The 24782-nt window shown below is 43.5% G+C and carries 26 protein-coding genes, 1 tRNA gene and 1 pseudogene; 4 read left to right on the forward strand and 24 right to left on the reverse strand.

Translation table 11 applies throughout. From position 1 onward, the window contains the following. Together CVN76_RS30150 and CVN76_RS30155 are read left to right on the forward strand one after the other, a co-directional pair. Nucleotides 1–430 (forward strand): hypothetical protein (locus CVN76_RS30150; RefSeq protein ID WP_157805846.1); only part of this gene is annotated, 430 nt, incomplete at its 5' end. A gap of 55 nt (nt 431–485) precedes the next feature. Further along, nucleotides 486–1310: a M15 family metallopeptidase gene (locus tag CVN76_RS30155; protein WP_100534253.1), complete on the forward strand. Its 825-nt coding sequence runs from the start codon at nt 486–488 to the stop codon at nt 1308–1310. Nucleotides 1311–1416: 106 nt separating this feature from the next. Here CVN76_RS30155 and CVN76_RS30160 read toward each other — a convergent pair whose 3' ends face one another. The 3 genes and pseudogenes from CVN76_RS30160 to CVN76_RS32525 form a co-directional block, all read right to left on the reverse strand. Next, entirely contained in the window at nt 1417–2325 is a 909-nt protein-coding gene (locus tag CVN76_RS30160; protein WP_100534254.1) for a hypothetical protein, read from the reverse strand. A gap of 62 nt (nt 2326–2387) precedes the next feature. After that, a complete protein-coding gene (locus tag CVN76_RS30165) occupies nt 2388–2846 on the reverse strand; it encodes a hypothetical protein (RefSeq protein WP_100534255.1) in 459 nt (152 codons plus the stop codon). A gap of 279 nt (nt 2847–3125) precedes the next feature. Next, nucleotides 3126–3218: pseudogene (locus CVN76_RS32525) on the reverse strand (hypothetical protein); the annotation flags it as partial. 144 nt (nt 3219–3362) lie between these two features. On the opposite strand from CVN76_RS32525, the gene CVN76_RS30170 reads away from it, so the two are divergent. Further along, nucleotides 3363–3563 carry a hypothetical protein gene (locus tag CVN76_RS30170; protein WP_100534256.1) on the forward strand — a complete coding sequence of 67 codons (201 nt, stop codon included), beginning with the start codon at nt 3363–3365 and terminating at the stop codon, nt 3561–3563. Here CVN76_RS30170 and CVN76_RS30175 read toward each other — a convergent pair. From CVN76_RS30175 to CVN76_RS30225, 11 genes are all read right to left on the reverse strand, one after another. Beyond that, nucleotides 3542–3820 carry a hypothetical protein gene (locus tag CVN76_RS30175; RefSeq protein ID WP_100534257.1) on the reverse strand — a complete coding sequence of 93 codons (279 nt, stop codon included), beginning with the start codon at nt 3818–3820 and terminating at the stop codon, nt 3542–3544. The two genes, CVN76_RS30170 and CVN76_RS30175, sit on opposite strands and share 22 nt — an antisense overlap. A gap of 53 nt (nt 3821–3873) precedes the next feature. Next, on the reverse strand, nt 3874–4143 hold the full coding sequence (locus CVN76_RS30180; protein WP_100534258.1) for a hypothetical protein: 270 nt from the start codon (nt 4141–4143) through the stop codon (nt 3874–3876). A 183-nt stretch (nt 4144–4326) separates the two neighbouring features. Continuing rightward, the gene (gene eno, locus CVN76_RS30185) at nt 4327–5622 is read right to left on the reverse strand and encodes a phosphopyruvate hydratase (RefSeq protein WP_061141150.1); all 1296 of its coding nucleotides are present in this window, start codon (nt 5620–5622) and stop codon (nt 4327–4329) included. Between the two features lie 29 nt (nt 5623–5651). Continuing rightward, nucleotides 5652–7187, reverse strand: coding sequence for a 2,3-bisphosphoglycerate-independent phosphoglycerate mutase (gene gpmI / locus CVN76_RS30190; protein WP_061141151.1), 1536 nt, complete (start codon nt 7185–7187; stop codon nt 5652–5654). Continuing rightward, nucleotides 7180–7941 carry a triose-phosphate isomerase gene (gene tpiA, locus CVN76_RS30195; protein ID WP_061141152.1) on the reverse strand — a complete coding sequence of 254 codons (762 nt, stop codon included), beginning with the start codon at nt 7939–7941 and terminating at the stop codon, nt 7180–7182. Before tpiA ends, gpmI begins: the two co-directional genes overlap by 8 nt. Nucleotides 7942–7989: 48 nt before the next feature. Continuing rightward, nucleotides 7990–9174, reverse strand: coding sequence for a phosphoglycerate kinase (locus tag CVN76_RS30200; protein WP_100534259.1), 1185 nt, complete (start codon nt 9172–9174; stop codon nt 7990–7992). A gap of 248 nt (nt 9175–9422) precedes the next feature. Next, entirely contained in the window at nt 9423–10430 is a 1008-nt protein-coding gene (gap, locus tag CVN76_RS30205; RefSeq protein ID WP_100534260.1) for a type I glyceraldehyde-3-phosphate dehydrogenase, read from the reverse strand. 32 nt (nt 10431–10462) lie between these two features. Further along, nucleotides 10463–11497, reverse strand: coding sequence for a sugar-binding transcriptional regulator (locus tag CVN76_RS30210; RefSeq protein WP_100534261.1), 1035 nt, complete (start codon nt 11495–11497; stop codon nt 10463–10465). 140 nt (nt 11498–11637) lie between these two features. Then, nucleotides 11638–11880, reverse strand: coding sequence for a glutaredoxin family protein (locus CVN76_RS30215; protein ID WP_232732519.1), 243 nt, complete (start codon nt 11878–11880; stop codon nt 11638–11640). 16 nt (nt 11881–11896) lie between these two features. After that, nucleotides 11897–13234: an RNA polymerase factor sigma-54 gene (rpoN, locus tag CVN76_RS30220; RefSeq protein ID WP_232732520.1), complete on the reverse strand. Its 1338-nt coding sequence runs from the start codon at nt 13232–13234 to the stop codon at nt 11897–11899. A gap of 294 nt (nt 13235–13528) precedes the next feature. Further along, nucleotides 13529–13600, reverse strand: a tRNA-Arg gene (locus tag CVN76_RS30225). A 301-nt stretch (nt 13601–13901) separates the two neighbouring features. On the opposite strand from CVN76_RS30225, the gene clpP reads away from it, so the two are divergent. Further along, nucleotides 13902–14507, forward strand: a complete 606-nt coding sequence (gene clpP / locus CVN76_RS30230) for an ATP-dependent Clp endopeptidase proteolytic subunit ClpP (protein WP_061141156.1) — start codon at nt 13902–13904, stop codon at nt 14505–14507. Nucleotides 14508–14591: 84 nt separating this feature from the next. Here the strand turns inward: clpP and CVN76_RS30235 are convergent, their stop codons facing one another. The 10 genes from CVN76_RS30235 to hisF all read right to left on the reverse strand — a co-directional run. Then, entirely contained in the window at nt 14592–14849 is a 258-nt protein-coding gene (locus tag CVN76_RS30235; protein ID WP_100534263.1) for an HPr family phosphocarrier protein, read from the reverse strand. A gap of 20 nt (nt 14850–14869) precedes the next feature. Beyond that, nucleotides 14870–15823 carry a DNA-binding protein WhiA gene (gene whiA, locus CVN76_RS30240; protein WP_100534264.1) on the reverse strand — a complete coding sequence of 318 codons (954 nt, stop codon included), beginning with the start codon at nt 15821–15823 and terminating at the stop codon, nt 14870–14872. Between the two features lie 67 nt (nt 15824–15890). Then, nucleotides 15891–16877 carry a gluconeogenesis factor YvcK family protein gene (locus tag CVN76_RS30245; protein ID WP_100534265.1) on the reverse strand — a complete coding sequence of 329 codons (987 nt, stop codon included), beginning with the start codon at nt 16875–16877 and terminating at the stop codon, nt 15891–15893. After that, the gene (gene rapZ, locus CVN76_RS30250; RefSeq protein WP_100534266.1) at nt 16867–17766 is read right to left on the reverse strand and encodes an RNase adapter RapZ; all 900 of its coding nucleotides are present in this window, start codon (nt 17764–17766) and stop codon (nt 16867–16869) included. The genes CVN76_RS30245 and rapZ overlap by 11 nt, the downstream gene beginning before the upstream one ends. Nucleotides 17767–17810: 44 nt before the next feature. Then, complete coding sequence (locus tag CVN76_RS30255; protein WP_061141161.1) at nt 17811–18269, reverse strand: 8-oxo-dGTP diphosphatase; 459 nt, start codon at nt 18267–18269, stop codon at nt 17811–17813. A gap of 518 nt (nt 18270–18787) precedes the next feature. Further along, entirely contained in the window at nt 18788–19735 is a 948-nt protein-coding gene (trxB, locus tag CVN76_RS30260) for a thioredoxin-disulfide reductase (RefSeq protein ID WP_100534267.1), read from the reverse strand. 103 nt (nt 19736–19838) lie between these two features. Then, nucleotides 19839–21341, reverse strand: coding sequence for a tetratricopeptide repeat protein (locus CVN76_RS30265; protein WP_100534268.1), 1503 nt, complete (start codon nt 21339–21341; stop codon nt 19839–19841). Nucleotides 21342–21522: 181 nt separating this feature from the next. Further along, entirely contained in the window at nt 21523–22980 is a 1458-nt protein-coding gene (locus CVN76_RS30270; RefSeq protein WP_100534269.1) for an aldehyde dehydrogenase family protein, read from the reverse strand. A gap of 479 nt (nt 22981–23459) precedes the next feature. Next, the gene (hisIE, locus tag CVN76_RS30275; protein WP_100534270.1) at nt 23460–24116 is read right to left on the reverse strand and encodes a bifunctional phosphoribosyl-AMP cyclohydrolase/phosphoribosyl-ATP diphosphatase HisIE; all 657 of its coding nucleotides are present in this window, start codon (nt 24114–24116) and stop codon (nt 23460–23462) included. After that, on the reverse strand, nt 24113–24782 hold a 670-nt coding region (hisF, locus tag CVN76_RS30280; RefSeq protein ID WP_100534271.1), incomplete at its 5' end, for an imidazole glycerol phosphate synthase subunit HisF. The genes hisIE and hisF, both read right to left, overlap by 4 nt.

Below are 24782 nucleotides of genomic sequence, written 5' to 3' on the forward strand. Positions count from 1 at the left end.
TCTCTCGCCGCTTTTGCTGCTGCTTGCAAAATATCATGGCAATCGATATTTATTATTTGCTGCATATACCACGACAACCGTCTATTTTACTGCTATTATTTATAATGGACTTTCCAATAGCGGCATCGACTTTTTCCAATCAAGTTACCATGTGCTGCTGATCGGTGCAGCCGCCATCCTGCTGAGCATCATAGCGGCCGTCATTGGTTTCGGCACCAACACCCTTACGATTCTCTGGCTATCGCTGCACGCCCTGGTCACCTTCGAGACGATCAGGATGTCAGGCGGTTTCCTTTCGCACTTTTGGTCTGCACCCGTCGTGGAAGCCGCAGTCCGCAATGATTATCCATTTTTATTGATGGTGGTCTGGATCGGCTTATTTCTCGATAAGTACCAAAGTGAATTGACGAGGGATTACTTGTCACGATAATCTTTCAAAACGCCTATCGCAGGAAATCTTATATTAAAAGCAAGGGGCCTTTCATATGTTAAAACCTATATTTACTGCAACTGCTCTGTCATCGTTCATTTTATTGTCCGGATGTTCATTCGACCAATCAAGCGATGAAAAAAAAGAGCAAAAAGAAGAACACCCGAGCTCCCACCATACGGAGACAGAAACTGATGATAAGCAAAATGATTCAAAAGAATCGGCCCAACGCCAGGTGGAAGTGGATGAAACGGTCAAGCCCGCGCAGGCTGGCCTGCAGACTTTAGCCAACCCAGAAAGCATCCCTGTACTTGTCAACAAACAATACAGCTTGCCGGAAGATTACAAACCTGAAGATCTTGTTTACCCAAAAGTGGATTTCATCTTTCAGGATAAAATCGAAAAAAGAATGATGCGCAAAGAAGCCGCAGAAGCGCTTGAACGGCTATTCCAAGCTGCCGAAAAAGACAATATGCACTTCGCCGGCGTATCCGCCTACCGTTCACATCAAACGCAAATCACGGTCTTTAATAGCTATGTGGCCAAGGACGGGGAAGAAAAAGCGAAAACCTACAGTGCAATGCCTGGGACGAGTGAGCACGAAACAGGTCTGGCCATCGATGTCACGACCCATGACGGTGCATGTGCTGCCCAAGATTGCTTCGGGGACACGAATGAAGCGGCCTGGCTTGCAGAGCATGCCCATGAATACGGATTTATCATCCGCTATCCGGAAGGCAAGGAAAACATTACAGGCTATAAATACGAACCGTGGCACATCCGCTATATTGGCGCCGATGCCGCAACTGAAATCTTCAAAACGAAAAGCACATTGGAAGAATACTATAATGCCGTCCCAGTAGAAGCTGTAGATAAATAAGCAAAAGGTGCCCATATGCGGCACCTTTTTTTGTTTGGAATTCTATTAATCAAACGTTTGATTAAATATGCTGCCCCATCTTTTCTAAAAGAGCATTGATGCCACCTTAAGGTTTGATAACCGTTCGAAATGAACCTGAAACGACTGTACTTTCATAGTCACTTTCACTGACTTCATAAGGCTTGGGTAAAGCAATAACCTGGAAATTCGAATCATGCTGTACCTGTGGAAGCTTATATTCAAACACTTTTCTTTCTCCAGGCTTAACTGCCACATTTCCTACTAATTGATTATTTTCCAATGGGATCTGCTGCCAATGATTTAATGCAATAATATGGTAATTTTCCTCTTTCTCGCCAACATTTCCAACTGAAATGAAAACATGCTCACCACTTCTTGCTGTAGGCAGGATACTTAGTTCCTCTTTTTGTTTGCTGACAAATATAGTATCGTTGGGTCCTTTTTTAATTGTGTCATCAGGAATAAAACCAGCAGCTGCCTTTGGTTTCTCGCCGTTGCTCTTAACCTTAAAACGCATAGGTAACACTTCTTGCAAAGCACCCATTTTTGATATATCCAAATTATCTATTAGATAATTTGGTTTTTTAAATATAAGATAATCTATTTCTCTTGTTCGATCGTTAGTGGCAACACTAAGATTAAACTCGTTACTTTTATTTGGCTTGGCATTGAAGGTATAAACACTGTATGGTTTTCCTTCCACTGTAAAGGGTGTTTGTTCAAAATTACGAAGGACTATTACGGCATATTCCCTTTCCACTTCTATAAAATTCGAGAGCGAAAACGTATACTCAAGCTTATTATTTTTCGGCTCCAGTGTACTTCCATTATTCATTACTTTTCCATCGTCATCTAACAAGCCGTAGGAGATGGTATTGGAGCCTGCCTTAAAACCGGGCTGTACACCTTTTGTATTTTCCGTTTTATTGTAAAAGATCCACCCTGAGATTCCAATCAATATAAGGGAGGTCACTATCAAAAGCTTTTTTTTCATATTATCCTGGCTCCTACAATAAAGTTAAGGCTAACATCAGTTAGCCTTAACTTTTCTTATATTTAAAATTTATCTTTAGTTTCATGTACTACTGTTTTATAACTCTTCTTTACATAAGTATGATTGCCAAAAGCAGTTGCAGGAATATTATTAGATTTATCAGTAAAAGTAGCTCCAGCATATGTTGAATTTTTCTGAGAATCTGTTTTTTGTCCTTTTAACCCTCCCTTACTGCTATATACTCTAACTTTAGCAGCGATAGTATCTTCTTTTACTGCTGCTGATGAAGTAGCGGTTGCACTTGGAGAACCAAATATTGGATTGCTCGCCTTCACTTTGGAACTGCACTTGATTTTCTTACCAAATGTTTCCCCTGCAATACCTGAGGTTAGGCTACTGACTTCAGATAAACTTGAGATGTTAGTGACGGTTGTTTCTGATTCTATTTCTGCTGCAATTGTACTGTTTCCAATTGATAAACTAGTAAAAATCGTACCGAAAACAAATAATTTCTTAAGCATTATTATTTTTTATCTCCTTTAATATGTAATAGTAGTTTCATTATCCTATGTTTTATAAATGAAATATCTACCAATAAATATATTATATACCAAATTACCTATATATTTCAATGAGAACTTAATAATTTAGAAACATTAATGTTTTATCTATACAAGTAAACCATAATAGAAGGCTATACTCTCATCCCATAATGGTTGCACACCCTCACCCTCATGAAACATAAAAAAACCTTCCATTCAGGTGTAATTGGAGGTGAAAGAAAAAAGATTTTACCGTAATTATTTCTTCAAGTTCAAGTCGCCAAGCCCTTCACAGATGCGAAGAAGTTGGTTGTATTTAACGATACGGTCCGTACGTGACATGGAATATGTTATGCGCAGTTACTTCCATAAAAACTTAACTCAACAGTATTTTTACTCAAGATGATAATTAGTGAACAATTAGTCAAAGATAGTAATCTAGCCAGTTCTGGCACATACTTATCAGAGAAGGAATCTGGACGGGGAGGTTTCTATGTGGTAAAAGATTATAAAAATTATCGGGATATGAAGAGCATAAGAGAAATAATGAAAAATAAATCAGATAAGATGAATCATGGAATTAAAAGTCTAAATCAAAAAATGGACAAGCTCATAGAGCAAATTCAGAAAAAGATAAATGAGCTTCCTTATAAAAGAAGGACCATTCTTGTTATTTATTTACTATTAACAAGTTGAAGAAGTTCAGAAAACTTTTGATTCATAAATTGTGCTTTCTTCAGAATTTCTTCCTTCTCGTTTTCTACATATACTTTTACCGCTTTACCTCTTTGGCTTAACTCATTGCTGATTTTAATGGTTAAGACATGCCCACTGGCCGCTTTATTTCCCGAATTTACAGAACCTTCAGAAACCAACACTACTTTATGCTTTTTATCTTTATTCAAACGTAATATACTATGCGATCTACGTATTTTATTCCGCGCTCCATGCATTATAATTCCTCCCCTACTGAATTAATTCATTATTGTATCAATATGATGGATTACTAATAGGTGTTTCCGGACGCAAATTTTGAGGCAAGGAATGTGCCTGCAGCCAATGTAACAAATGCAATAATTTTATTGTTTTGGAGTGTCTTTATGCTCTTAGAGCTAGGTTGCTGAACATATAATTTCACCCAATACTTATCCCAATCTTCTTTCCCAAGTCCAGTCCGAATCTTTGAGAAAATCGGCTGTAAATCGGTTTTAAGTAAGTTTATTTTACTCGAAATCAACTCTTTGGATGCGTCTGGTACCTCTGTGTTCTCTTCCATAATTCCTCCTTTTCTATTTTGTATTCTCTTTTTATTTTATACAAAAAAAATACATTTACAAAAAAGCACTTATTAAATATATCTTGAAAAAATAAACATAAAAACCTCCCATTCAAATGGAATGGGAGGTGAAAGAAATAATGATCTCCACCTGCTTCTCGTCAGAAGAGGGTGTCACGGTAATTATTTCTTCAAGTTATAGAAAGATTTCAAGCCGCCGTAAACAGCCAAGTCGCCAAGCTGGTCTTCGATGCGAAGAAGTTGGTTGTATTTAGCGATACGGTCCGTACGTGACATCGAACCTGTTTTGATTTGTCCTGCGTTCGTTGCAACGGCGATGTCAGCGATTGTTGCATCTTCCGTTTCACCTGAGCGGTGGGAAACGACAGCCGTGTAGCCAGCGCGCTTAGCCATTTCGATTGCGTCAAACGTTTCAGTCAGTGTACCGATTTGGTTCACTTTGATCAGGATCGAGTTACCGATGCCTTTTTCGATGCCTTCAGCCAATTTTTTCGTGTTCGTTACGAATAAATCGTCACCAACCAATTGAACTCTAGAGCCGATGCGTTCAGTTAGAAGTTTGTGGCCATCCCAGTCATTTTCATCCAAGCCATCTTCAATGGAAAGAATCGGGAATTCATTCACTAGCTCTTCATAGAAAGCAACCATTTCTTCAGATGTAACGCCATTGCGGCCTTCGCCTGCAAGATCGTATTTGCCTGTTTCTTTGTTATAGAATTCAGATGAAGCTACGTCCATACCAAGGTAGATATCTTCGCCTGCTTTATAGCCTGCTTTTTCAATCGCCTCGATGATGACTTGAAGTGCTTCACGGTTCGAACCTAGGTTTGGCGCAAAGCCGCCTTCGTCGCCAACAGCCGTATTAAGACCTTTGGCAGATAAAACCGATTTCAATGCATGGAATACTTCAGCACCCATACGAACGGCTTCCTTGAAGCTTGGCGCACCTACAGGAAGGATCATGAATTCCTGGAAGTCGACGTTGTTATCGGCATGTGATCCGCCGTTGATGATGTTCATCATTGGAGTTGGAAGTTGTTTTGCATTGAACCCTCCAAGGTAACGGTACAATGGTAAACCGGAAAATTCAGCAGCAGCATGTGCAGCAGCCATGGATACGCCAAGGATTGCATTCGCTCCAAGGTTTCCTTTGTTTTCCGTACCATCCAATTCGATCATCGTGAGGTCAAGGCCAGCTTGATTCGTTACATCCAAGCCAATGACAGCTTCAGCAATGATTTCATTTACGTTATCAACCGCTTTTTGTACCCCTTTACCCAGGTAGCGAGATTTATCTCCGTCACGAAGCTCAACTGCTTCATGTTCTCCTGTTGAAGCACCTGATGGAACGATGGCGCGTCCGAAGTATCCGGACTCAGTTTGGATTTCTACTTCTATTGTTGGATTACCACGGGAATCAAGCACTTCGCGTGCATATACATGTTCAATGTACGGCATTTAAATCTCTCCTTTTCCAATTCACAATTTTATTTAGATAATAGGGATTTCCCTGTCATTTCAACAGGTTTTTCGACTCCAAGCAGATCAAGCATCGTTGGAGCTAAATCGCCTAATATACCATCTGTTCTTAATGTTACCTGATTTTTGGTGATAATGACAGGCACAGGGTTCGTTGTGTGGGCCGTCATCGGATTTCCTTCAAGCGTAACGACTTCATCGGCATTCCCATGGTCTGCCGTGATGATTGCCGTGCCGCCTTTAGAGACGATCAAATCGACGATCCTGCCTAGGCATTCATCAACGGTTTCAATCGCTTTTATGGTCGGCTCAAGCATCCCTGAGTGCCCAACCATATCCGGGTTGGCAAAATTCAAAAGGATCGCATCGAAGTTATCGGCCTCGATTTGTTCCACCAACGCATCCGTCACTTCATAAGCACTCATTTCCGGTTTTAGATCGTATGTAGCGACTTTCGGAGAATTAATTAAAATCCTCTCTTCACCAGGAAACTTCTCTTCTCGGCCACCGCTCATGAAAAACGTCACATGCGGATATTTTTCCGTTTCAGCAATGCGAAGCTGAGTAAGCTTGTTTTGAGAAAGCACTTCCCCTAATGTATTATCGAGATTTGTCGGCTTGAATGCAACATATCCATCAACCGTTTCCGAAAAATGCGTCAGGCAGACAAAATGAAGGTGTTTCGGATGTCCGGGACCGCGGTCAAATGAGCGAAAGTCCTCATTCGTGAATGTATTCGAAATCTGGATCGCCCGGTCGGGACGGAAGTTATAAAAGATAACGGCATCCTCATCCTTAATCGTCGCCACCGGCTTGCCATCTTCCGCCGTAATGACCGAAGGAATCACGAACTCGTCAAAAATACCATGTTCATATGAATCCTCGACACATTCCAGTGCAGAAGGATAAGCTGGGCCATCTCCATATACCATTGAACGGTAGGATTTTTCGACACGCTCCCAGCGTTTGTCACGGTCCATGGAATAATATCTTCCCGAAATGGTTGCAAAGCGGCCTACACCGATTTCCTTCATTTTCGCCTCGGCATCCTTGATATAGCCCTGAGCCGTTTTCGGTCCGACATCACGCCCATCGAGGAACGCATGGACATACACATTCTTGACTCCTTCTTTGGCTGCCAATCTCAGCAAAGCATACATATGTTCAATATGGCTATGCACGCCGCCATCCGAAAGAAGCCCAAATAGATGAAGGTCTGTACCTTTTTTCTTGGTATGCTTCATAGCCTCGACCAAGGTCGGGTTTTCTGCAAACTCGCCTTCGCGGATTGCCAGGTTCACACGGGTCAGGCTTTGATAAACGATGCGTCCGGCACCGATATTCAAATGGCCCACTTCCGAGTTCCCCATTTGTCCTGCAGGCAAGCCGACTGCTTCGCCGCTTGCAGTTAGATGGGAGTGCGGGTACTGCTCCCAATAACGGTCAAAATTCGGTTTTTTCGCATGATAAACAGCATTTCCTTTTTCCTCGCTGCGGCAGCCAAAACCGTCCAAGATGATAAGTGCCACAGGCGACTTACTCATAGTGACCAGCCTCCAGCAATTGTAAGAAACTATCCGGCTTCAAGCTTGCCCCGCCTACCAATGCACCGTCAATATCAGGTTGCGCCATGTACTCTTTGATATTCTCAGGTTTTACGCTGCCGCCGTACTGGATACGGATGGCCGCTGCCGCTTCGTTAGAAAACTTGTCAGCAACTACTGAACGGATATGTGCACATACTTCATTCGCATCTTGTGCAGATGATGATTTACCAGTGCCAATCGCCCAAATCGGTTCATAGGCAATGACAGCTTGTTTCAACTGCTCGTCGGATAAGCCCGCTAGGCCTTTTTCGATCTGACCGGCAACAAAATCATTCGTTTCGCCAGCTTCACGCTGCTCAAGCGTTTCACCGCAGCAAACGATCGGGGTCAATTGGTTAGCGAAAGCGGCATGAGCTTTTTTATTAACGGCTTCATCCGTTTCATTGAACATTTCGCGACGTTCGGAATGGCCTAGGATGACATAAGAGACACCAAGATCAGCTAATGCGATCGGGCTGACTTCTCCTGTGAAGGCTCCATTATCTTCAAAGTGCATGTTCTGTGCCCCGATTTTCACATCGGTCCCCTTTGCAGCTTGAACTAATTGATCCAGAAACAAAGCAGGAGCACATACAACCGTATCGATTACATCTTGCTTAGGAATTAAATTGCTCACTTCTTCTAAAAAGGCAGTTGCCTCAGATAGTGTCTTATTCATTTTCCAGTTACCTGCAATAATCGGTTTACGCATATGGTTTCTCATCCCTTCTAAAGTTGAAAAATTTTTGACGGTTCTCGCTTATTTGTCGTTCAATGCTACAACGCCCGGCAATTCCTTGCCTTCCATGAACTCAAGAGATGCACCGCCGCCCGTTGAAATATGGGACATTTTTTCCGCCAACCCAAACTTTTCGGCAGCCGCAGCAGAATCTCCACCGCCGACGATGCTGTAAGTATCTTTTGCATCAGCCAAGGCTTGGGCAACGGTTTTTGTACCATTCGCAAATTTATCGAATTCGAAAACGCCCATAGGCCCATTCCAAATGACAAGCTTGGAGCCTTTGATGATATCCGCATATAATTCACTTGTTTTCGGACCGATATCAAGAGCCATTTTCTCTTTTGGTATCGAATCGATATTGACGATTTCAGTCTCTGCATCAGGTGAAAATTCAGCCGTAACGACGGCATCAATCGGCAAATGCAGCTTCACGCCTTTTTCTTTAGCGCTTTCGATGAAGGATTTGGCCAGTTCAATCTTGTCTTCTTCCAATAGCGAGTTACCGATTTCATGACCTTGCGCTTTAATGAATGTATAACCAAGGCCGCCGCCAATGATCAAATGATCGACGTTTTCCAAAAGATTTTTGATGACACCTATTTTATCCTTTACTTTTGCGCCGCCAATTATAGCTGTAAAAGGACGTTCCGGGTTTGATAAAGCTTTTCCGAGCACGGCAAGCTCTTTTTCCATCAGCAATCCGGAAACGGCTGGAAGGTGGTGTGCAATCCCTTCCGTCGAAGCATGGGCACGGTGGGCAGCCCCGAATGCATCATTCACATAAACATCGGCAAGTGCAGCAAATGACTTCGCCAATTCTGGATCGTTCTTTTCTTCGCCTGGATAGAAGCGGACGTTTTCCAATAACAAGATCTCGCCATTCTCCATATTGTCGATCATGGATTGAACGGACTCGCCATATGCTTCTTCAGCCTTTTGCACATCCTTGCCGCTAAGCTCGCTTAGTCGTTCGGCGACAGGAGCTAACCGTAATTCTTCCACAGCTTGTCCTTTAGGACGGCCAAGATGGCTCGCCAAGATGACTTTTGCGCCTTGTTCCGTCAGGTAGGAAATCGTCGGCAATGCAGCTTTGATTCTTGTATCGTCCGAAATCTTTCCGTCCTGCATCGGAACGTTGAAATCAACACGGCAAAATACACGTTTCCCCTTTAATTCAATATCTCTAATCGACTTTTTATTCATAATCCAAAGAACCTCCTTAGATATTGTTATCACATTTTTGATTCTTTTAGTCAAAAAGGGAGAGGGTAAATATCCCATCTCCCCTTTACTCTACTTCATTATAGTCGGTTTCCAGAAAATTATCCAAAAACAAGGAATGGAAGCGCCTCATGTGCTTAATGACTTACTAATAATATCATCATCTGCCAGGTTTTATTAGAGTATGATTAAAAAAACCTCACCTTGGTGAGGTTTTTTTATTATTCTAATTACAATCCTTTTTTAGCCAAATAGTCGATTAAATCAACTACACGGTTAGAATATCCTGTTTCATTGTCATACCAAGATAATACTTTAACCATGTTTCCTTCCATTACCATTGTGGAAAGGGCATCGATTGTAGAAGAAGATGGGTTGCCGTTATAGTCCGTTGATACTAGCGGAAGTTCGCTGTACTCAAGAATTCCTTTTAGGTCCCCTTCTGAAGCCTTTTTGAATGCTGCATTCACTTCTTCAGCTGTTACATCTTTTTCTAGTTCTGCAACAAGATCGACTACAGATACGTTTGGAGTCGGTACACGCATTGCCATACCATTCAATTTCCCTTTAAGCTCAGGAAGAACAAGTGCAACAGCTTTTGCCGCCCCAGTTGTTGTAGGAATGATGTTTTCGGCCGCTGCACGAGCACGACGGTAATCTTTATGAGGTAAATCAAGGATTTGTTGATCGTTTGTATACGAGTGAACAGTCGTCATCATACCGCGCTTGATTCCGAATTGTTCATGAAGAACTTTAGCGAATGGAGCCAAGCAGTTTGTAGTACATGACGCATTCGAGATTACATGGTGGTTTGCTGCATCATATTTCTCTTCATTTACACCCATGACGATTGTGATATCCTCATCGGATGCAGGAGCAGAGATGATTACTTTTTTCGCGCCAGCTTCTAAATGTTTAGCTGCATCTGAACGTTTCGTGAAACGTCCTGTAGATTCAACAACCACTTCAACACCTAGTTCTCCCCAGCCTAATTGTGCAGGGTCACGTTCAGCCAATACTTTTACTTTATGGCCGTCAACTACCAAGAAATCACCATCAACCGCTACTTTTTCATTAAGAGAACCATGAATTGTATCATATTGAAGAAGGTGCGCTAGCATATTAGCATCCGTTAGGTCGTTAATAGCAACAATTTCCACCTCAGGGTTATTCAATGCTGCACGAAATACATTACGTCCAATACGTCCAAAACCATTAATACCAACTTTTACTGCCATGAAAAATTCCTCCTTTAAAGTTCGCAAATATATTAAGGGGTGTAATTCCCCTGAATTAACTCCAGTGCTGCCGCTTCATCCGTAATCAATACGGTTGACGAAGGAGCGCCTTTCATATAAGAACGGATAGCCTTGGCCTTAGTTTTCCCACCTGCGACAGTTATCACTCGCTTTTCAGGGCTGAGATCATCTAACTGGATGCCGACAGTCAAAACCTTATGGACAACTTTTCCGTTTTCATCGTAGTAATAACCGAATGCTTCTCCTACAGCTTTACCATCTAACAGCTTCTTTAACATTTCCGGCGGAGAATTCCTTCTCTCTGCCATCGCCATGGCATCACCAATTCCATGAATGATCATATCGGCAGATTTGATTTGTGAAATGACTTCTTTGATTGCAGGCTCCTTCTGAAAGGAAGCGTAAACTTCATCGCTCAATTGATCGGGTACATATAACACTCTGTATGAGGCGTGCGCCTTCTGTGCCATTTTTTCGACGATCGTATTGGCCTGGTTCTGCACCGCTTCACCAATTCCACCGCGGGCTGGAACGAATATCAATTTCTTCGATGCTTCATCAGGCGACAGCGAATTGGCCACTTCGGCCATTGTCGATCCACCAGTTACCGCAATGATATTCTTTGATTTCCACTCGAGTTTCATACGGTTTGCACAAGCTTTGCCCAATTCTTTTTTTACCCATGGGGTTTCATCGCAATTTCCCGATACAATGATGACTTCATCCACTTGCAACAATTCCTGCAATTGCCGTTCCATTATGTCTATACCCATAACTTCACGCATTATTCCTTCTAACTTATCCAGGATTTCCATCCCTTCATCAGTCAGTGTCATACCAGAACTGAAAATATTAACCAGGTTCTGACTTTTCAGAAAATCGACCTCGCCTCTAAGCGTCCGTTCCGTCAAATTAAGACTCACGGCCAGGCTTCGCCTTCCCACCGGCTGCATCATTTTGATATAACGCAGGATATCATATCTTTTTTGCATAACCATAAGGAAATCAGGTAATAATTTTCTTTGTACCTCGAGTAATGTACGCATAGATAAAACTCCTAAAAAGTCTGATTGGACACTATATGTCCCGCGTAGTCATTTTATGTCCCACCTGAAATAAAAAAAATATTCCTGCTACATATTTTATTCTAGCAGGAACGGATTGTTTCTTCAAATGATTTGAAAAATTATTTTTGCAAAAGCCCATTTAGAGCTGATTTATCAGCTTTTCCATACTGAACGATTTCTTCTTTCCATTCAATCACAGGGATCATCAAAGCAAATTTCTCAAGCAGCACATCATCGGAATGAATATCGATTTCCTTATAACCTATGCCTGATTCCCGTTTCACCTCTTCAAGTATCACCTTGGCCTCATCACATAATGGACATCTTGCCCTGCTATATAAAATAAACTGATTATCTTCCAATAATACCCAACTCTTTTCAGTCATATCTTTTTCGTTTAGATGAAGATGGTATTCCTAGCTGCTCCCGGTATTTGGCAACCGTTCGACGCGCAAGGATGATCCCATGCTCCTCTTTCAGCCGTTCAGCCAAATCCTGATCCGATAGCGGCTTTTGTTTATTTTCGCCATCGATCGCGGCCTTGAGTCCCTTTTTAGCTTGCATGCCGGACATATCCTCTTCAAGGCCTACTGATTGTAAAGATGTTGTGAAGAAGATCCGCATCTCGATCGTACCGAAAGGGGTCTGCACATATTTACCTTTAACGGCGCGGCTTACCGTCGATTCATGTATTCCAAGTTCATCGGCCACTTCCTTCATCGTCATCGGCTTCAAGTAATTCAGCCCGTGATGAAAGCACGCTGGCTGTTTATCGACGATGCACTGGATAACCTTCAATATCGTTTCTTTTCTCTGTTGAATCCCTCTTGAAATCCATTGGTATTCCTGCCACTTATCCTGAATGAACCGTTGCACGCCTTTATCTCCATGGCTCTTCATCCGGTTTAAGTACCCTTTATCGACATTAAGGTTCGGTGTGTTGCCATCGTAATTCCCGACAAGAAGCATCCCTTCACGGACCTCGACAACGACATCAGGCACTATATATGATGGTTTTTCCTGGAAGAACAATGATGCTGGCCGCGGGTTCAGTGTTTGCACATAATCGAAAACCTCTTGTATTTCCTTCATTGTAGCGCCGATTTTCTTACTTAGATCTTTCCAACGCTTTTCGGCAAAGTCGAGAAAATGATTTTCTATGATGCTTTCCGCCAGCGGGTTGACCCCCTCCGCTATCACTTGGAGCAAGAGGCACTCTTGCAGATTTCTCGCTGCAAGTCCATGCGGCTCGAGCTGCTGTAGAATGGAGAGGCCCTCCTCCAAAACGGCTGGAGAGATGCCTGCAATGCAAATATCGTCCAGATTTATCCGCAAGTAACCGTTTTCATCAAGATTATGAATTAAGAGCAGCATCGCCTTATACTGCTCACCTGTTAGCTGCTTGTGATTGATCTGGGACATGACGTGCTGTTCAAGCGAGACGGTGTCTTCACTGATTTGTTCGATCCAATAGTTGGCATCATACGTATTTTTAAGTGTCCGTTTACCTTTTTTCCGGTCAAAGGTCGGCTGAAATAACGCAGATGTTGGCTGATCTAGGGACAATAATGGATTTTCGGCCATTTTATTTTCCAAGAAAGCGGAAAGCTCCTGGGTGGAGTATTGCAGCAAGGTAATAGCCTGCATGAGCTCCTGGGTCATTGCCATCTTTAAAGTTTGCTGTTGAAATAATCCTGCTTTCATATTCATACTCATCGATTCATCCCTCCCCACTCCATTTTACATTATCAGGAGAAAATTCTACACAAAAACCCATGAAAACGCTTACGTTTTTTTCTGAATAGTTTATTTGTTTTCCATACTATATGTCAGGAATGCCATTTTCACAACTACTTTTATTGAAAAATCCCCATTTTTCATGACTGAAGCCCTCATTTTCGAGGGATGTCCCCATCTAACAGATTTCGATGGAAATCGCGAAATTCCAACAAAAATCATCTTTCATAAAAAAATCCCCCACTTAAATAATTTAAGCGGGAGATTTGGCAGTGCCCTCGGCAGGAATCGAACCTGCATTTCAAGCTTCGGAGGCTTGCGTTCTATCCGTTGCACTACGAGGGCGAATTGAAACAATCAATGTTCATATCTATTAGACAGACTTCATTATATGATAGAATGCCGTCCTTTGCAAGGGTTATCAGGTTTAAAAGTTTGTCTTTTGGGTATTATGGATAATGTGGAAATTCATCCCTGACCGGCATAATTACAAATGAATTCAAAGAGGAAGGAGACTTGACCAGAAAATTGTCGAACAAATTATCACTAATAGGATTTGTTTTGTTTGACCTAAATTGACCAAAAAGTGTATCATACATACATAAAGAATTTAAAATGATTCTCTTAATCGAAGGAGGAAATGAACATGAATTTAATTCCTACAGTTATCGAACAAACAAGTCGTGGGGAGCGTGCCTACGATATTTACTCCCGTTTATTAAAAGACAGGATCATTATGCTGGGAAGCGGAATCGACGATAATGTTTCCAATTCCATTGTTGCTCAATTACTATTTTTAGAAGCGGAAAACCCTGAAAAAGATATCACATTATACATCAACAGCCCGGGCGGAAGCATCACTTCCGGTATGGCCATTTACGATACGATGCAATATATCAAGCCTGATGTATCCACTGTATGCATTGGTATGGCCGCTTCCATGGGAGCCTTCCTATTGGCTGCTGGCGAAAAGGGCAAGCGCTATGCGTTGCCTAACAGTGAAGTCATGATTCACCAACCACTTGGAGGGGCGCAAGGACAAGCTACCGAAATCGAAATCGCTGCCCGCCGTATCCTTCACTTGAAAGATAAATTGAATCAAATACTGGCAGAACGCACTGGCCAGCCTCTTGAAGTCCTTCAAAGAGATACGGAACGTGATAATTTCATGACTTCCGAAAGAGCTCTTGAATACGGCTTGATCGACAAAGTCATCACTCGCAGCATCCTTGAGGATAAAAAAGATAAATAATGCAGCACAGCAAAAGGCCGCGAGAGCTTCGCGGCCTTTTTGCATGCCATGAAAAAAAGGATGCACTTTTAGCATCCTTTTTCTTTAACCCTCTTGCTGAACGAATTCTTCCAATGCTTCCAGCGCTTCCTTCTCATCGCGCCCCTCAACGATCAGCTTCACGGATACGCCTGAACTGATGGCGAGGCTCATTAATCCCATGATGCTTTTTGCATTCACTTTCTTTCCTTCTTTTTCAAGAAATACATCCGAATGAAAGCGGTTAGCTTCTTGTACAAACAGGGCCGCCGGCCGGGCTTGTAAACCTGTTTTCAGTTTTACTTTAACTTGTTTCTCCACCATCATGATCTCCCCTGTAAGCTTTATTTTTTCGCAGCAATAGCCTCTCCCCCACGGAGCCTGTCAGCTATTTCGTCAATCTTCCGTAGCCGGTGATTAATTCCGGATTTACTGATGCTTCCCCCTGATACCATTTCGCCGAGTTCCTTTAAGGTTATATCCTGGAAGGCTATTCTCAGTTCGGCAATTTCACGAAGTTTATCCGGCAAAATGTTCAATCCGACCGTGTCCTCGATGTAATGGATATTCTCCACCTGCCGCAATGAGGCACCGATCGTTTTGTTCAAGTTAGCCGTTTCACAATTCACAAGCCGATTCACAGAATTGCGCATATCACGGACAATCCGGACATCCTCGAACCTCAATAATGCGGAATGGGCCCCAACGATACTTAAAAACTCGGCAATCTTCTCGGCTTCCTTCAAGTAAATGATGTATCCTTTTTTGCGCTCAAGCGTTTTGGCCTTCAGGTCAAACTTATTCATCAACTCACAAAGCGCATCATTATGCTCTTTATAAAGCGAGAAAATTTCCAGGTGATACGAGGACGTTTCCGGATTATTCACTGAACCTCCCGCAAGAAATGCCCCTCTTAAATAGGAGCGCTTACAGCATTTCTTTCCAACGATAGTGTCGGATATCGCATGAAGTATTTCAAAGCCGTCACCTAAAATTTCCAAATCGGTTAAAACCCGCTGTCCCCCAGATGACATCCTGACAATATAGACGTTATTCTTTTTAAGCTTCATCTTTTTACGGACCAAAAGCTCGACTTGGACCTCATAACTTTTCTTCAGCAGCGTATAAATCCGTCTGGCAATCGCTGCATTTTCAGTTTGAATATCCACAACAAGTTTCCGATTAGAAAATGAAAGGGATCCGTTCATCCGGATCAGCGCACACAATTCCGCTTTTCCGCAACAGTCCTTTCCCTCTAATGTAGTAAGCTCTTTTTTCGTTTCTGAAGCAAAAGACATCCATTCCACCCCCAATCGAACGCAGGTAATCTATTTTTATCCAGTAAAAAAACGCCCCTGCCTATATCTACGGAATTATATGGCTTTTCGTTTCATTTATTAGCATATTGTAAAGCAAATCGGCCACTTTTTCTGTATCATGCCGGATGACATTCCCTTCATAGCTGAAAATGCGCTCCTGGATGATCTCAAGGCCCATCCTTTTTAAACTCTCGACATCATACATGACAGGCTTGGCATATTCAGCTTGGTACCGCTGCTGGATCTCGTCCGGTATTTCCTCATTATTAACAAGTATCCTGTCAATATATGCATTGCCCATATGGTCGTATATCGCTTTAATATGATCGCTTGCGCTATAATCCAGCGTCTCGCCTGCTTGTGTCATCAAGTTGCAAATGTACACCTTCTTAGCCTTGGAACGGCCGACCTCTTCCCCCAGTCCAGGGACAAGTAAATTAGGCAGAATGCTAGTATATAAGCTTCCCGGTCCGATGACAATAAGATCAGCCTGCTTGATTTCCTGAAGGGTTTCACTGAGCGGCTTGATATGTTGAGGAGACAAAAACACTTTTTTTATCTTCTTTCCTGAGAAGGGGATCTTGGATTCTCCTGTAACGATCGTTCCGTCATCCATTTCCGCATGGAGGACCACGCTTTGGTTGGCTGCCGGCAGCACCTTGCCGCGGACATTCAGGAATTTGCTCATTTCCTGGATTGCATGGACAAAATCCCCGGTCAATGAGGTCATTGCCGCCAGGATCAAATTCCCCAGCGAATGCCCGGACAGTTCATTTTGACTCTGAAAGCGGTGCTGAAACATTTGTTCAACGAGAGGTTCCACATCCGATAACGCAGCAAGCACGTTCCGTATATCTCCTGGAGCGGGAATATCCATGTCCTCACGAAGGCGGCCCGAGCTTCCGCCATCATCGGCCACCGTAACGATCGCCGTTATATCGACTGGATGCTTCTTCAGGCCCCTTAATAAAACGGGGAGGCCCGTTCCCCCGCCAATGATCACGACCTTAGGCTGTTTCTTATTATTTAACATCTGCTTTCCCCTTACTTTTTTCGATATCCCGATGTGACACTTGAACCCGATAATCATTTTGGAAGTGATTCGAGATATACTCCGTCAAAGCGACGGAACGATGCTGACCGCCTGTACATCCAATCGCAACCACAAGCTGCGCTTTCCCCTCACGTTTATAGTAGGGAAGCATGAAAGCTAGTAGATCGGTTACCTTTTCCAAGAACTTCTGGGTCTCGCTCCATTTCAAAACGTAACTGGACACTTCCTGTTCCAAGCCAGTCTTCGGCCTCATGTGGTCGATATAATATGGGTTTGGCAGGAACCGCACATCAAAAACAAGGTCAGCGTCTATCGGCAAGCCATGCTTGAAACCAAAGGACATCACGTTGACCGTGAATCCTACCCTTTTATCGGAAGAAAATTCCGAAGCGATTTTCTCCCTCAATTCGCGCGGTTTCAGTTGTGACGTATTGAAAATCAGCTGCGCCCTGCCCTTCAATTCATCCAGAAGCTCCCGTTCCATTTTAATGCCTTCCAATGGCCGCCCTAATGGTGCAAGCGGATGGGTTCTCCTCGTCTCTTTATACCTGCGCACCAAGGAATCGTCATCAGCCTCAAGGAAGAGGATCCTTGGAGATACTGAAGATGTATCCGTAAGATTATCAAGTGCGAGAAATAACGAATCAAAAAACTCCCGCCCTCTCAAGTCCATGACAAGCGCCACTTTATTCATCTTATTCCCCGAGTCCTTCATTAACTCCAAAAATTTTGGCAATAGTGTGGGCGGCAAATTATCGACGCAAAAAAAGCCGAGGTCTTCAAAACTTTGAACCGCCACTGTCTTTCCCGCTCCCGACATTCCGGTAATGATGACCAATTGCGTTTCATTTATCTGCCCTGTATTCATTGTTCTCCGCCCCCATGTTTAACAATCTTTTTTATTAGCAACCATTAGCCTGGATCCAAACGATATGAAAGTAACTTAAACTCAGGCGTGTAGGTAAAGGTTCCGTAAATGATTCCACGTCCATGAACCATATAGTCCAGGATGTGAAAGTCGCCTTCAGCCATTTCCAGTTTCTTGACATCATCGACTGGATGCCAGCTAAGTTCGCCTTCTTCACAAACATCCAAGTTGACGCCATCGGAATCCGTTGCAAAGAAAGTGAACATCATCCATTCCGAAAGCACTTTATCCCCGTCCTTCATGATGAAAGTGAAAATGCCTTTGATGGAAGGGTTTTTTAAATAAACGCCCGTTTCTTCACGATATTCCCTAATACAAGCATCACGTATGGACTCCCCGGGCTCCATCTTGCCACCTGGGGCTACCCACCATCCGCGTCTAGGTTTTTTCAATAAGAGGATTTGTCCATCCTTGATCAGTACACAATTTGTGACACGTTGCATGTTCTTCACCTCGATTTGGCCTCTGTTCGACTATAGGAACCTTCACCATAAACCGCCGTTCGATATCCATTTGACGATTTACAAATGCTGATAGTTCAAACAAATGGTATTTTACATCCTTTTATGAAAGATATATGTGTATGTTTAGTATATCTTATCATTATACTATTTTTGAAATGAGCTAACAATAAAGTAAACTTCCTGCATTGGGGGAATATTCATTCCTAATGATCCTCGTACCAAGTATTCATCTGCTGCTCAACTCCTATTCTTCACCAGAATTCCCGCCTGCATGCAAAGGGATGGAACATCGGAATTTCATGCAGGCCTAACCATTTCCCTTGAATTGGAATGTAAGAACAGACAAAAAAAGGACACAGATGCTTAATCTGTGTCCTCCAACGTTTATAATTAAAGGGGGTCAACTTCTACTCTAACTATACCGAATCATTATTTCACGCGTGTTACAGCCTGGTTAAAACGGAATTACGATGTGTAAATTTTTGTAACCGATCCGATTATGCCTTTGGCTGCAATTTTTCTTGAAGTTCTTCTACATAATGCTGAACGGATTGAGCGGCAATGCTTCCATCACCGGTCGCTGTCACGATTTGACGCAATGTTTTTTCACGAACGTCACCTGCAGCAAAGATGCCAGGAACTCGTGTCTCCATCCGATCATTCGTTTCAATGTAGCCCATCGCATTCAGGATGTTCAAGCTTTCAAAAGGTTTAGTCAGCGGCAGCATTCCGATATAAATGAATACACCGTCTGCATCGAGCTTCGTCTCTTCCCCATTTACTGTTGAAACGAGAGTGACTCCGCCCACTTTTCCGCCTTCTTCATTGATTTCCTTCAACGTATGATTCCAGATGAAATCGACTTTTTCATTGGCAAAAGCGCGATCCTGAAGAATTTTTTGTGCACGAAGCTCTTCACGCCTGTGAACGATCGTCACCTTCGAAGCGAAGCGGGTCAAGTACACACCCTCTTCCACCGCAGAGTCTCCCCCGCCGATAACGAACAGTTCTTTTTGCTTGAAGAATGCTCCGTCACAAACTGCACAATACGATACCCCGCGTCCGCCCAATTCCTTTTCGCCCGGTACGCCGATTTTTTTATATTCAGCACCCGATGAAATGATGATTGAGCGCGCTTTGAATTCCTTGGAACCGGCAATGATCGTTTTATACTCTTCACCGTCGATGATTTCTTTAACATCGCCATAAGCATACTCCGCACCGAATTTCTTTGCATGGTCAAACATTTTCGTTGAAAGTTCAGGTCCGAGGATTGTGTCAAATCCAGGATAATTTTCAACTTCTTCCGTATTGGCCATTTGCCCGCCCGGAACGCCTCGTTCCAACATCAAGGTTGATAGGTTCGCACGTGATGTATAGACAGCAGCCGTCATCCCGGCAGGACCAGCTCCAATAATAACAACGTCATAAATTTTTTCAGACATGTTCTCACTCCTCCATATTCCATTACAAATGGAACCTTCACTACGGTTAGTGTTCCCTACCTATTATCCTATATAACAAATAATTTTTCGTCCAAATATCTGCTCATTCCAGAAGGGTTTGCACCAACTTTACGTACTTCGACAAGGTGGACACGGATATGAAATGTTTGTCTGCAATTGCCTGTTTGCTAACTTTCTCATTTTTAAGCTGATTCCAGACGTATTCCACCGCAGACGCCCATCCTGCAGGATTGTTGAGCTTTTGCTCGGACTTCACCGCTTCGATGAAGACCGAAAACCACATAAGATAAAGTCCTGCTTCATCCAATTGAATCGGCTGGAAATGCCGGTATAACAACTCAGCCGTTCGATCCGCAAAATCAACGTGCGTCAATGGTCGATCTTTGGAAGGAGCTTGGACAAGGTCGGCATAATCCCGTTCCAGATCAGTGAAATTCTGGTTAAGGTTGAGCACTTGGTTTTTCAATAACTTCTGTTTATGGACCGAGTGCTTCAAAAGGAAAATGGCAAACAGCCTTTCTTCGATGAACTCGCTTTCCAGCCGTTTAATAATGGAAGGAAAGTGATGCTCAAAACCGTCTGAGGTAGCATTCATATCACCCCACGGCTCCATGCCTTCCTTTTCCGGGTTCATTTCCACGACCTTCTTCCAAGCCTTTCGGGCTGCCTGTTCGTGGCCTAAGTGATAAGCGGATATCGTTAGCCAATAATAGAAGGTCCCATCACCTTCGAAACCTTGCTTTTGCAAGACTTTCAGCCATCGATATGCAGAGGCATAATTCCCGATCAAGGCGAAGGTCGCCCCAAGCTTGAAACGATGTTCGGATAGCATCGGCCGGATTTTCTCCAACATCTGTATGAGCTCCTCGACTTTCTCTTCATCCTGTTGATAATGATGGAAAACGACGAGGTTACAAAGCGCATGCAGGTTTCCTGGGCTTTTTTCCAGCACTTCATCCAAGGTCCCAAAGGCATCCTCCACTTGGCCAAGGTAGAAATAGGCTAATGCCAAGTTATTATAAGCCGACCAGTAGTCCTCATATTCGGCAATCGTTTCCTTCAATACCTCGATTGCCTTCGGGAAATTCCCTGATTCCAAATATTCACGCGCTTTCTCCTGTTTGGCAATGAGCCCATCATGCTTAAAGGGGTTTTCTTCCGATTCATCCGTCTCGAAGGTAATCAGTTCAAGCAAATCCTCTGCGTCATCGCTGAACTCCCCATCCTCTTCTTTATCGAGATAAGCACTTGCATGACGGTAAGCTTCCTTGAACATGCCTAAGTGGGCATAATTATTCGCCAGAAAGTAATGACATTCCGACATATAAGGATCCATCACATCCAAGATGTTTTCCAAAAGGTTGTTCGAATAATTATATTCACCGATTTCCGAGCATGTGATTGCCAATTGACAGGCTATCATCGGTTCCGCCGGCTCCAGTTCAAGCGCACGCTCCAAGTATTTTTTTGATTTTGGCAGTTCTCTTCTATGATATGCTTTTAAACCCTTGGTGAAATAATACTCACCTGTTGGGTGAAAGGTTAAAATTTTTGCCTGTTGGCCAAATTTAGAGTCTTTACTCATGTAATCCTCCATCTACAAGTTGATTAACCACAGTATTATAACATATTGGAGTAATTTTGCCGAATAATTCAAGAAAATGGAAAACGGTTATCTGACCCCCGATTATAAAAAACAACCGGCAATGCGCTATCATTTTAGGCTGCCATCATGGAGAAAGGCTTCAAGGAATTTCTTGCCTCATTTAAAAGGGATATTGGCGAGCAATGGTTTGTTTGGAGATCCATTTGGTGACAGTGAATTCCTCCACTACCCACGGGTTGCCGAAGCGCCCCATACCGCTCATTTTATTGCCGCCAAAAGCAACGTTAGGACCATCATTTACAGTCTGATCATTGATATGCGTCATCCCGCTATCGATTTCGAGACCCAATCGCTCGCCTCTCTCCAAGTCATTGGTGAAAATGGCAGAGCTCAAACCGTATTCGGTATCATTGGCCACCTCAATGGCCTCTTCGTCGGTTTCGGCTTTAATGATGGAAACGACTGGCGAGAACAGTTCAGTCTGGGCAATCTTATCCGTATTTTTTACATCGCGGAAAACGTATGGTGTCAGGACATTTCCTTCCCTTTTCCCTTCAAGCGCAAGGACTGCACCACTTTGCTTGGCCTCCTCGATGTAGCGCTGCGCTTTGTCGATTTGGCGTTCATTCACAAGCGGCCCAATGACGGTTTTTGGATTTAACGGATTTCCGTAAGGAAGCATCTTGGCCCGTTCCACAAATTTAGCGGTGAAGTCCTCGTATAGATCCTTATGGACGATGATTCGGTTAATGCTCATGCAGATTTGTCCTTGGTGCAAGTACTTTCCGAAGATGGCTGCATCGACTGCACGATCGACATCCGCATCCGAAAGGACGATAAATGGATTATTGCCGCCCAATTCAAGTGCCACACGTTTTAGATTCTTCCCGGCCACTTCACCAATATGGCGTCCAACTGGCGTTGAACCCGTAAAGCTGATCAGCCTTGGGATCGGATTGGTAAGCATGTCATCCCCGATCTCCTCCAGATCAGTAATGATCATATTCAAAACACCCTTTGGCAGGCCTGCATATTCAAAGGCAGCAGCGATGATGATTCCGCCTGAATACGAAACCTGTACATCTGGTTTGTGAACGACACTATTTCCTAACGCAATGGCCGGAGCAATCGTTCTCACAGAAAGGTTCAGCGGGAAGTTAAAAGGAGAAATCGATGAAATGACCCCCAATGGCCGGCGATGAATGCGATTCACCTTACCCTCCACAGCCGATGGCACTTCATGTACACGATTCACCTCATGTGAATAGGTCAATGATTCTTTTAAAATTTGTATGGTCAGGCCAAGTTCAGCATTGGCCTTTATGAAGCTTCCGCCTGTTTCGCGGACGATGACATCAATGATGTCGTCACGGTATTCCTGAAAGTATGACGCTGCCTTTTTCAATACTTCATTCCGTTGTTCCGGAGTTGTCTTGGCCCATTCTTTTTGTGCTGCTTTTGCATGCTCAAAGGATTCCTGCACTTGTTTGGATGATGCTAGACTTACAGTTGATAAAATAGAACCATCAAATGGGTTAAGAATATCGTTGGTACGGCCCGTCAAACCTTCCACCCATTCACCATTAATGTAGCTTTTATTCAAGGAACTGAATTTCATCTGTGTATCCTCCTTATTGGAAGTGAAGAAAACGCACAAACACTCCATTTTTGATGAAGTATATTCCTAGATAAATCATGAGTCAAGAAATAGTGACCAATAAAGAAAGCCCTCCTTTTGAGGGAGGGGGGGGCATTCTGTAGGCAAACTAGCGTCAATGGCACACCGTTTTGGAAGTTTGGCTTTTTCCTTTTGTCCTTTGTCCGTTATTTTCCACTTCAGGCGCTCGCTTATCTAGACGCCGTCCGGGTAGCCTCCTCTGCGCTTGCTCCCTTGGACGCACATTCCTAAGCGGGAGTCTCGCTCCTTCCTTTCCATTCCACTCTGTGTGAATATCATATTAGTAATTCATTCAAGCATTTTAAAGGGTTTCGTTTTGAGCATGACTTCCCCTTTATATTCAGGGGGGCCATTTGATGCGCGGCGCCTTTTAGAAGAAATATAAACTGCCCTCCTTTTAAAGGAGGGCAGACAACCGTTCATTCAGTTTCTTTTGGCTCGTCCTTTTCGGAGTGTCTGGCCTTCAATACATCCAGCACCGCTTGGAAAGGCAATTCCTGTTCCTGCAGCAAAACGAATAAGTGATAGAGAAGATCGGCACTTTCCATGGACAATTCCTCGGCATCGCGGTTTTTGGCGGCAATGATCACTTCTGCCGCTTCTTCTCCGACCTTTTTCAGGATTTTATCAACGCCTTTATCGAACAAGTAGGTAGTATAAGAGCCTTCCGGCATCTCCGCTTTCCTTTTGGCAATCAATTGTTCCAATTCCGTCAGGAACGCCACATTCGTTCCAGCCGCTTGATGGGCTTCCGTATTTTGATAGATCGTTTCGCTAAAACAGCTCGTTGCTCCAGTATGGCACGCAGGACCTGCTGGAACGACTGCAACGACCAATGCATCCTGATCGCAGTCATACTTGATTTCGATGATTTTCTGTGTATTTCCGCTGGTCGCCCCCTTATGCCATAATTCATTTCGCGAGCGGCTAAAGAAAACCGTTTCACCCTTTTCAATCGACATTTTTAGCGATTCTTCATTCATGTATGCAAGCGTCAGCACTTCTTTGCTGCGGGCGTCCTGGACAATTGCCGGTATTAGACCTTTTTCATCGAATTTAATAGTTTCAAGATTCATCGTACAACCACTCCTTGTTGTTTGAGAAACGCTTTGACTTCTTTGACCGATGTTTCTTTATAATGAAAGATCGAGGCAGCTAATGCTGCATCGGCTTTGCCTTCTTTAAATGCTTCCTGGAAATGCTCGGCGTTACCTGCACCGCCTGAAGCGATGACCGGCACGGAAACCGCTTCCGATACCGCTTTTGTTAAAGCGATATTGAACCCCTGTTTCTCCCCGTCGCAATCCATGCTTGTCAATAAAATTTCGCCGGCACCGCGACTGACGGCTTCCTTGGCCCAGTCGACCACTTCCCATTCGGTCGGTTTTCGCCCGCCATGGGTATATACCCGCCATGATCCAAGCTCTTCATCGTATCGGGCGTCAATGGCGACGACGATGCATTGGGCACCAAAGTAATCAGAGCCTTCAGTAATCAATTCAGGCCGGAGAACGGCTGCTGTATTCAACGATACTTTATCTGCACCTGCACGTAATATCTTCTTCATATCCGCCAGGGAATTGATGCCCCCGCCAACTGTAAACGGGATGGCCAAGCTGCCGGCTACCGCTTGAACGACGTCGACAATCGTTTCCCTGCCTTCATGTGAGGCAGAAATATCGAGAAAGACAAGCTCATCGGCACCTTCCTGATCATAAAAAGCCGCAAGCTCGACCGGATCT

This window comes from Bacillus sp. mrc49, from assembly GCF_002803435.1.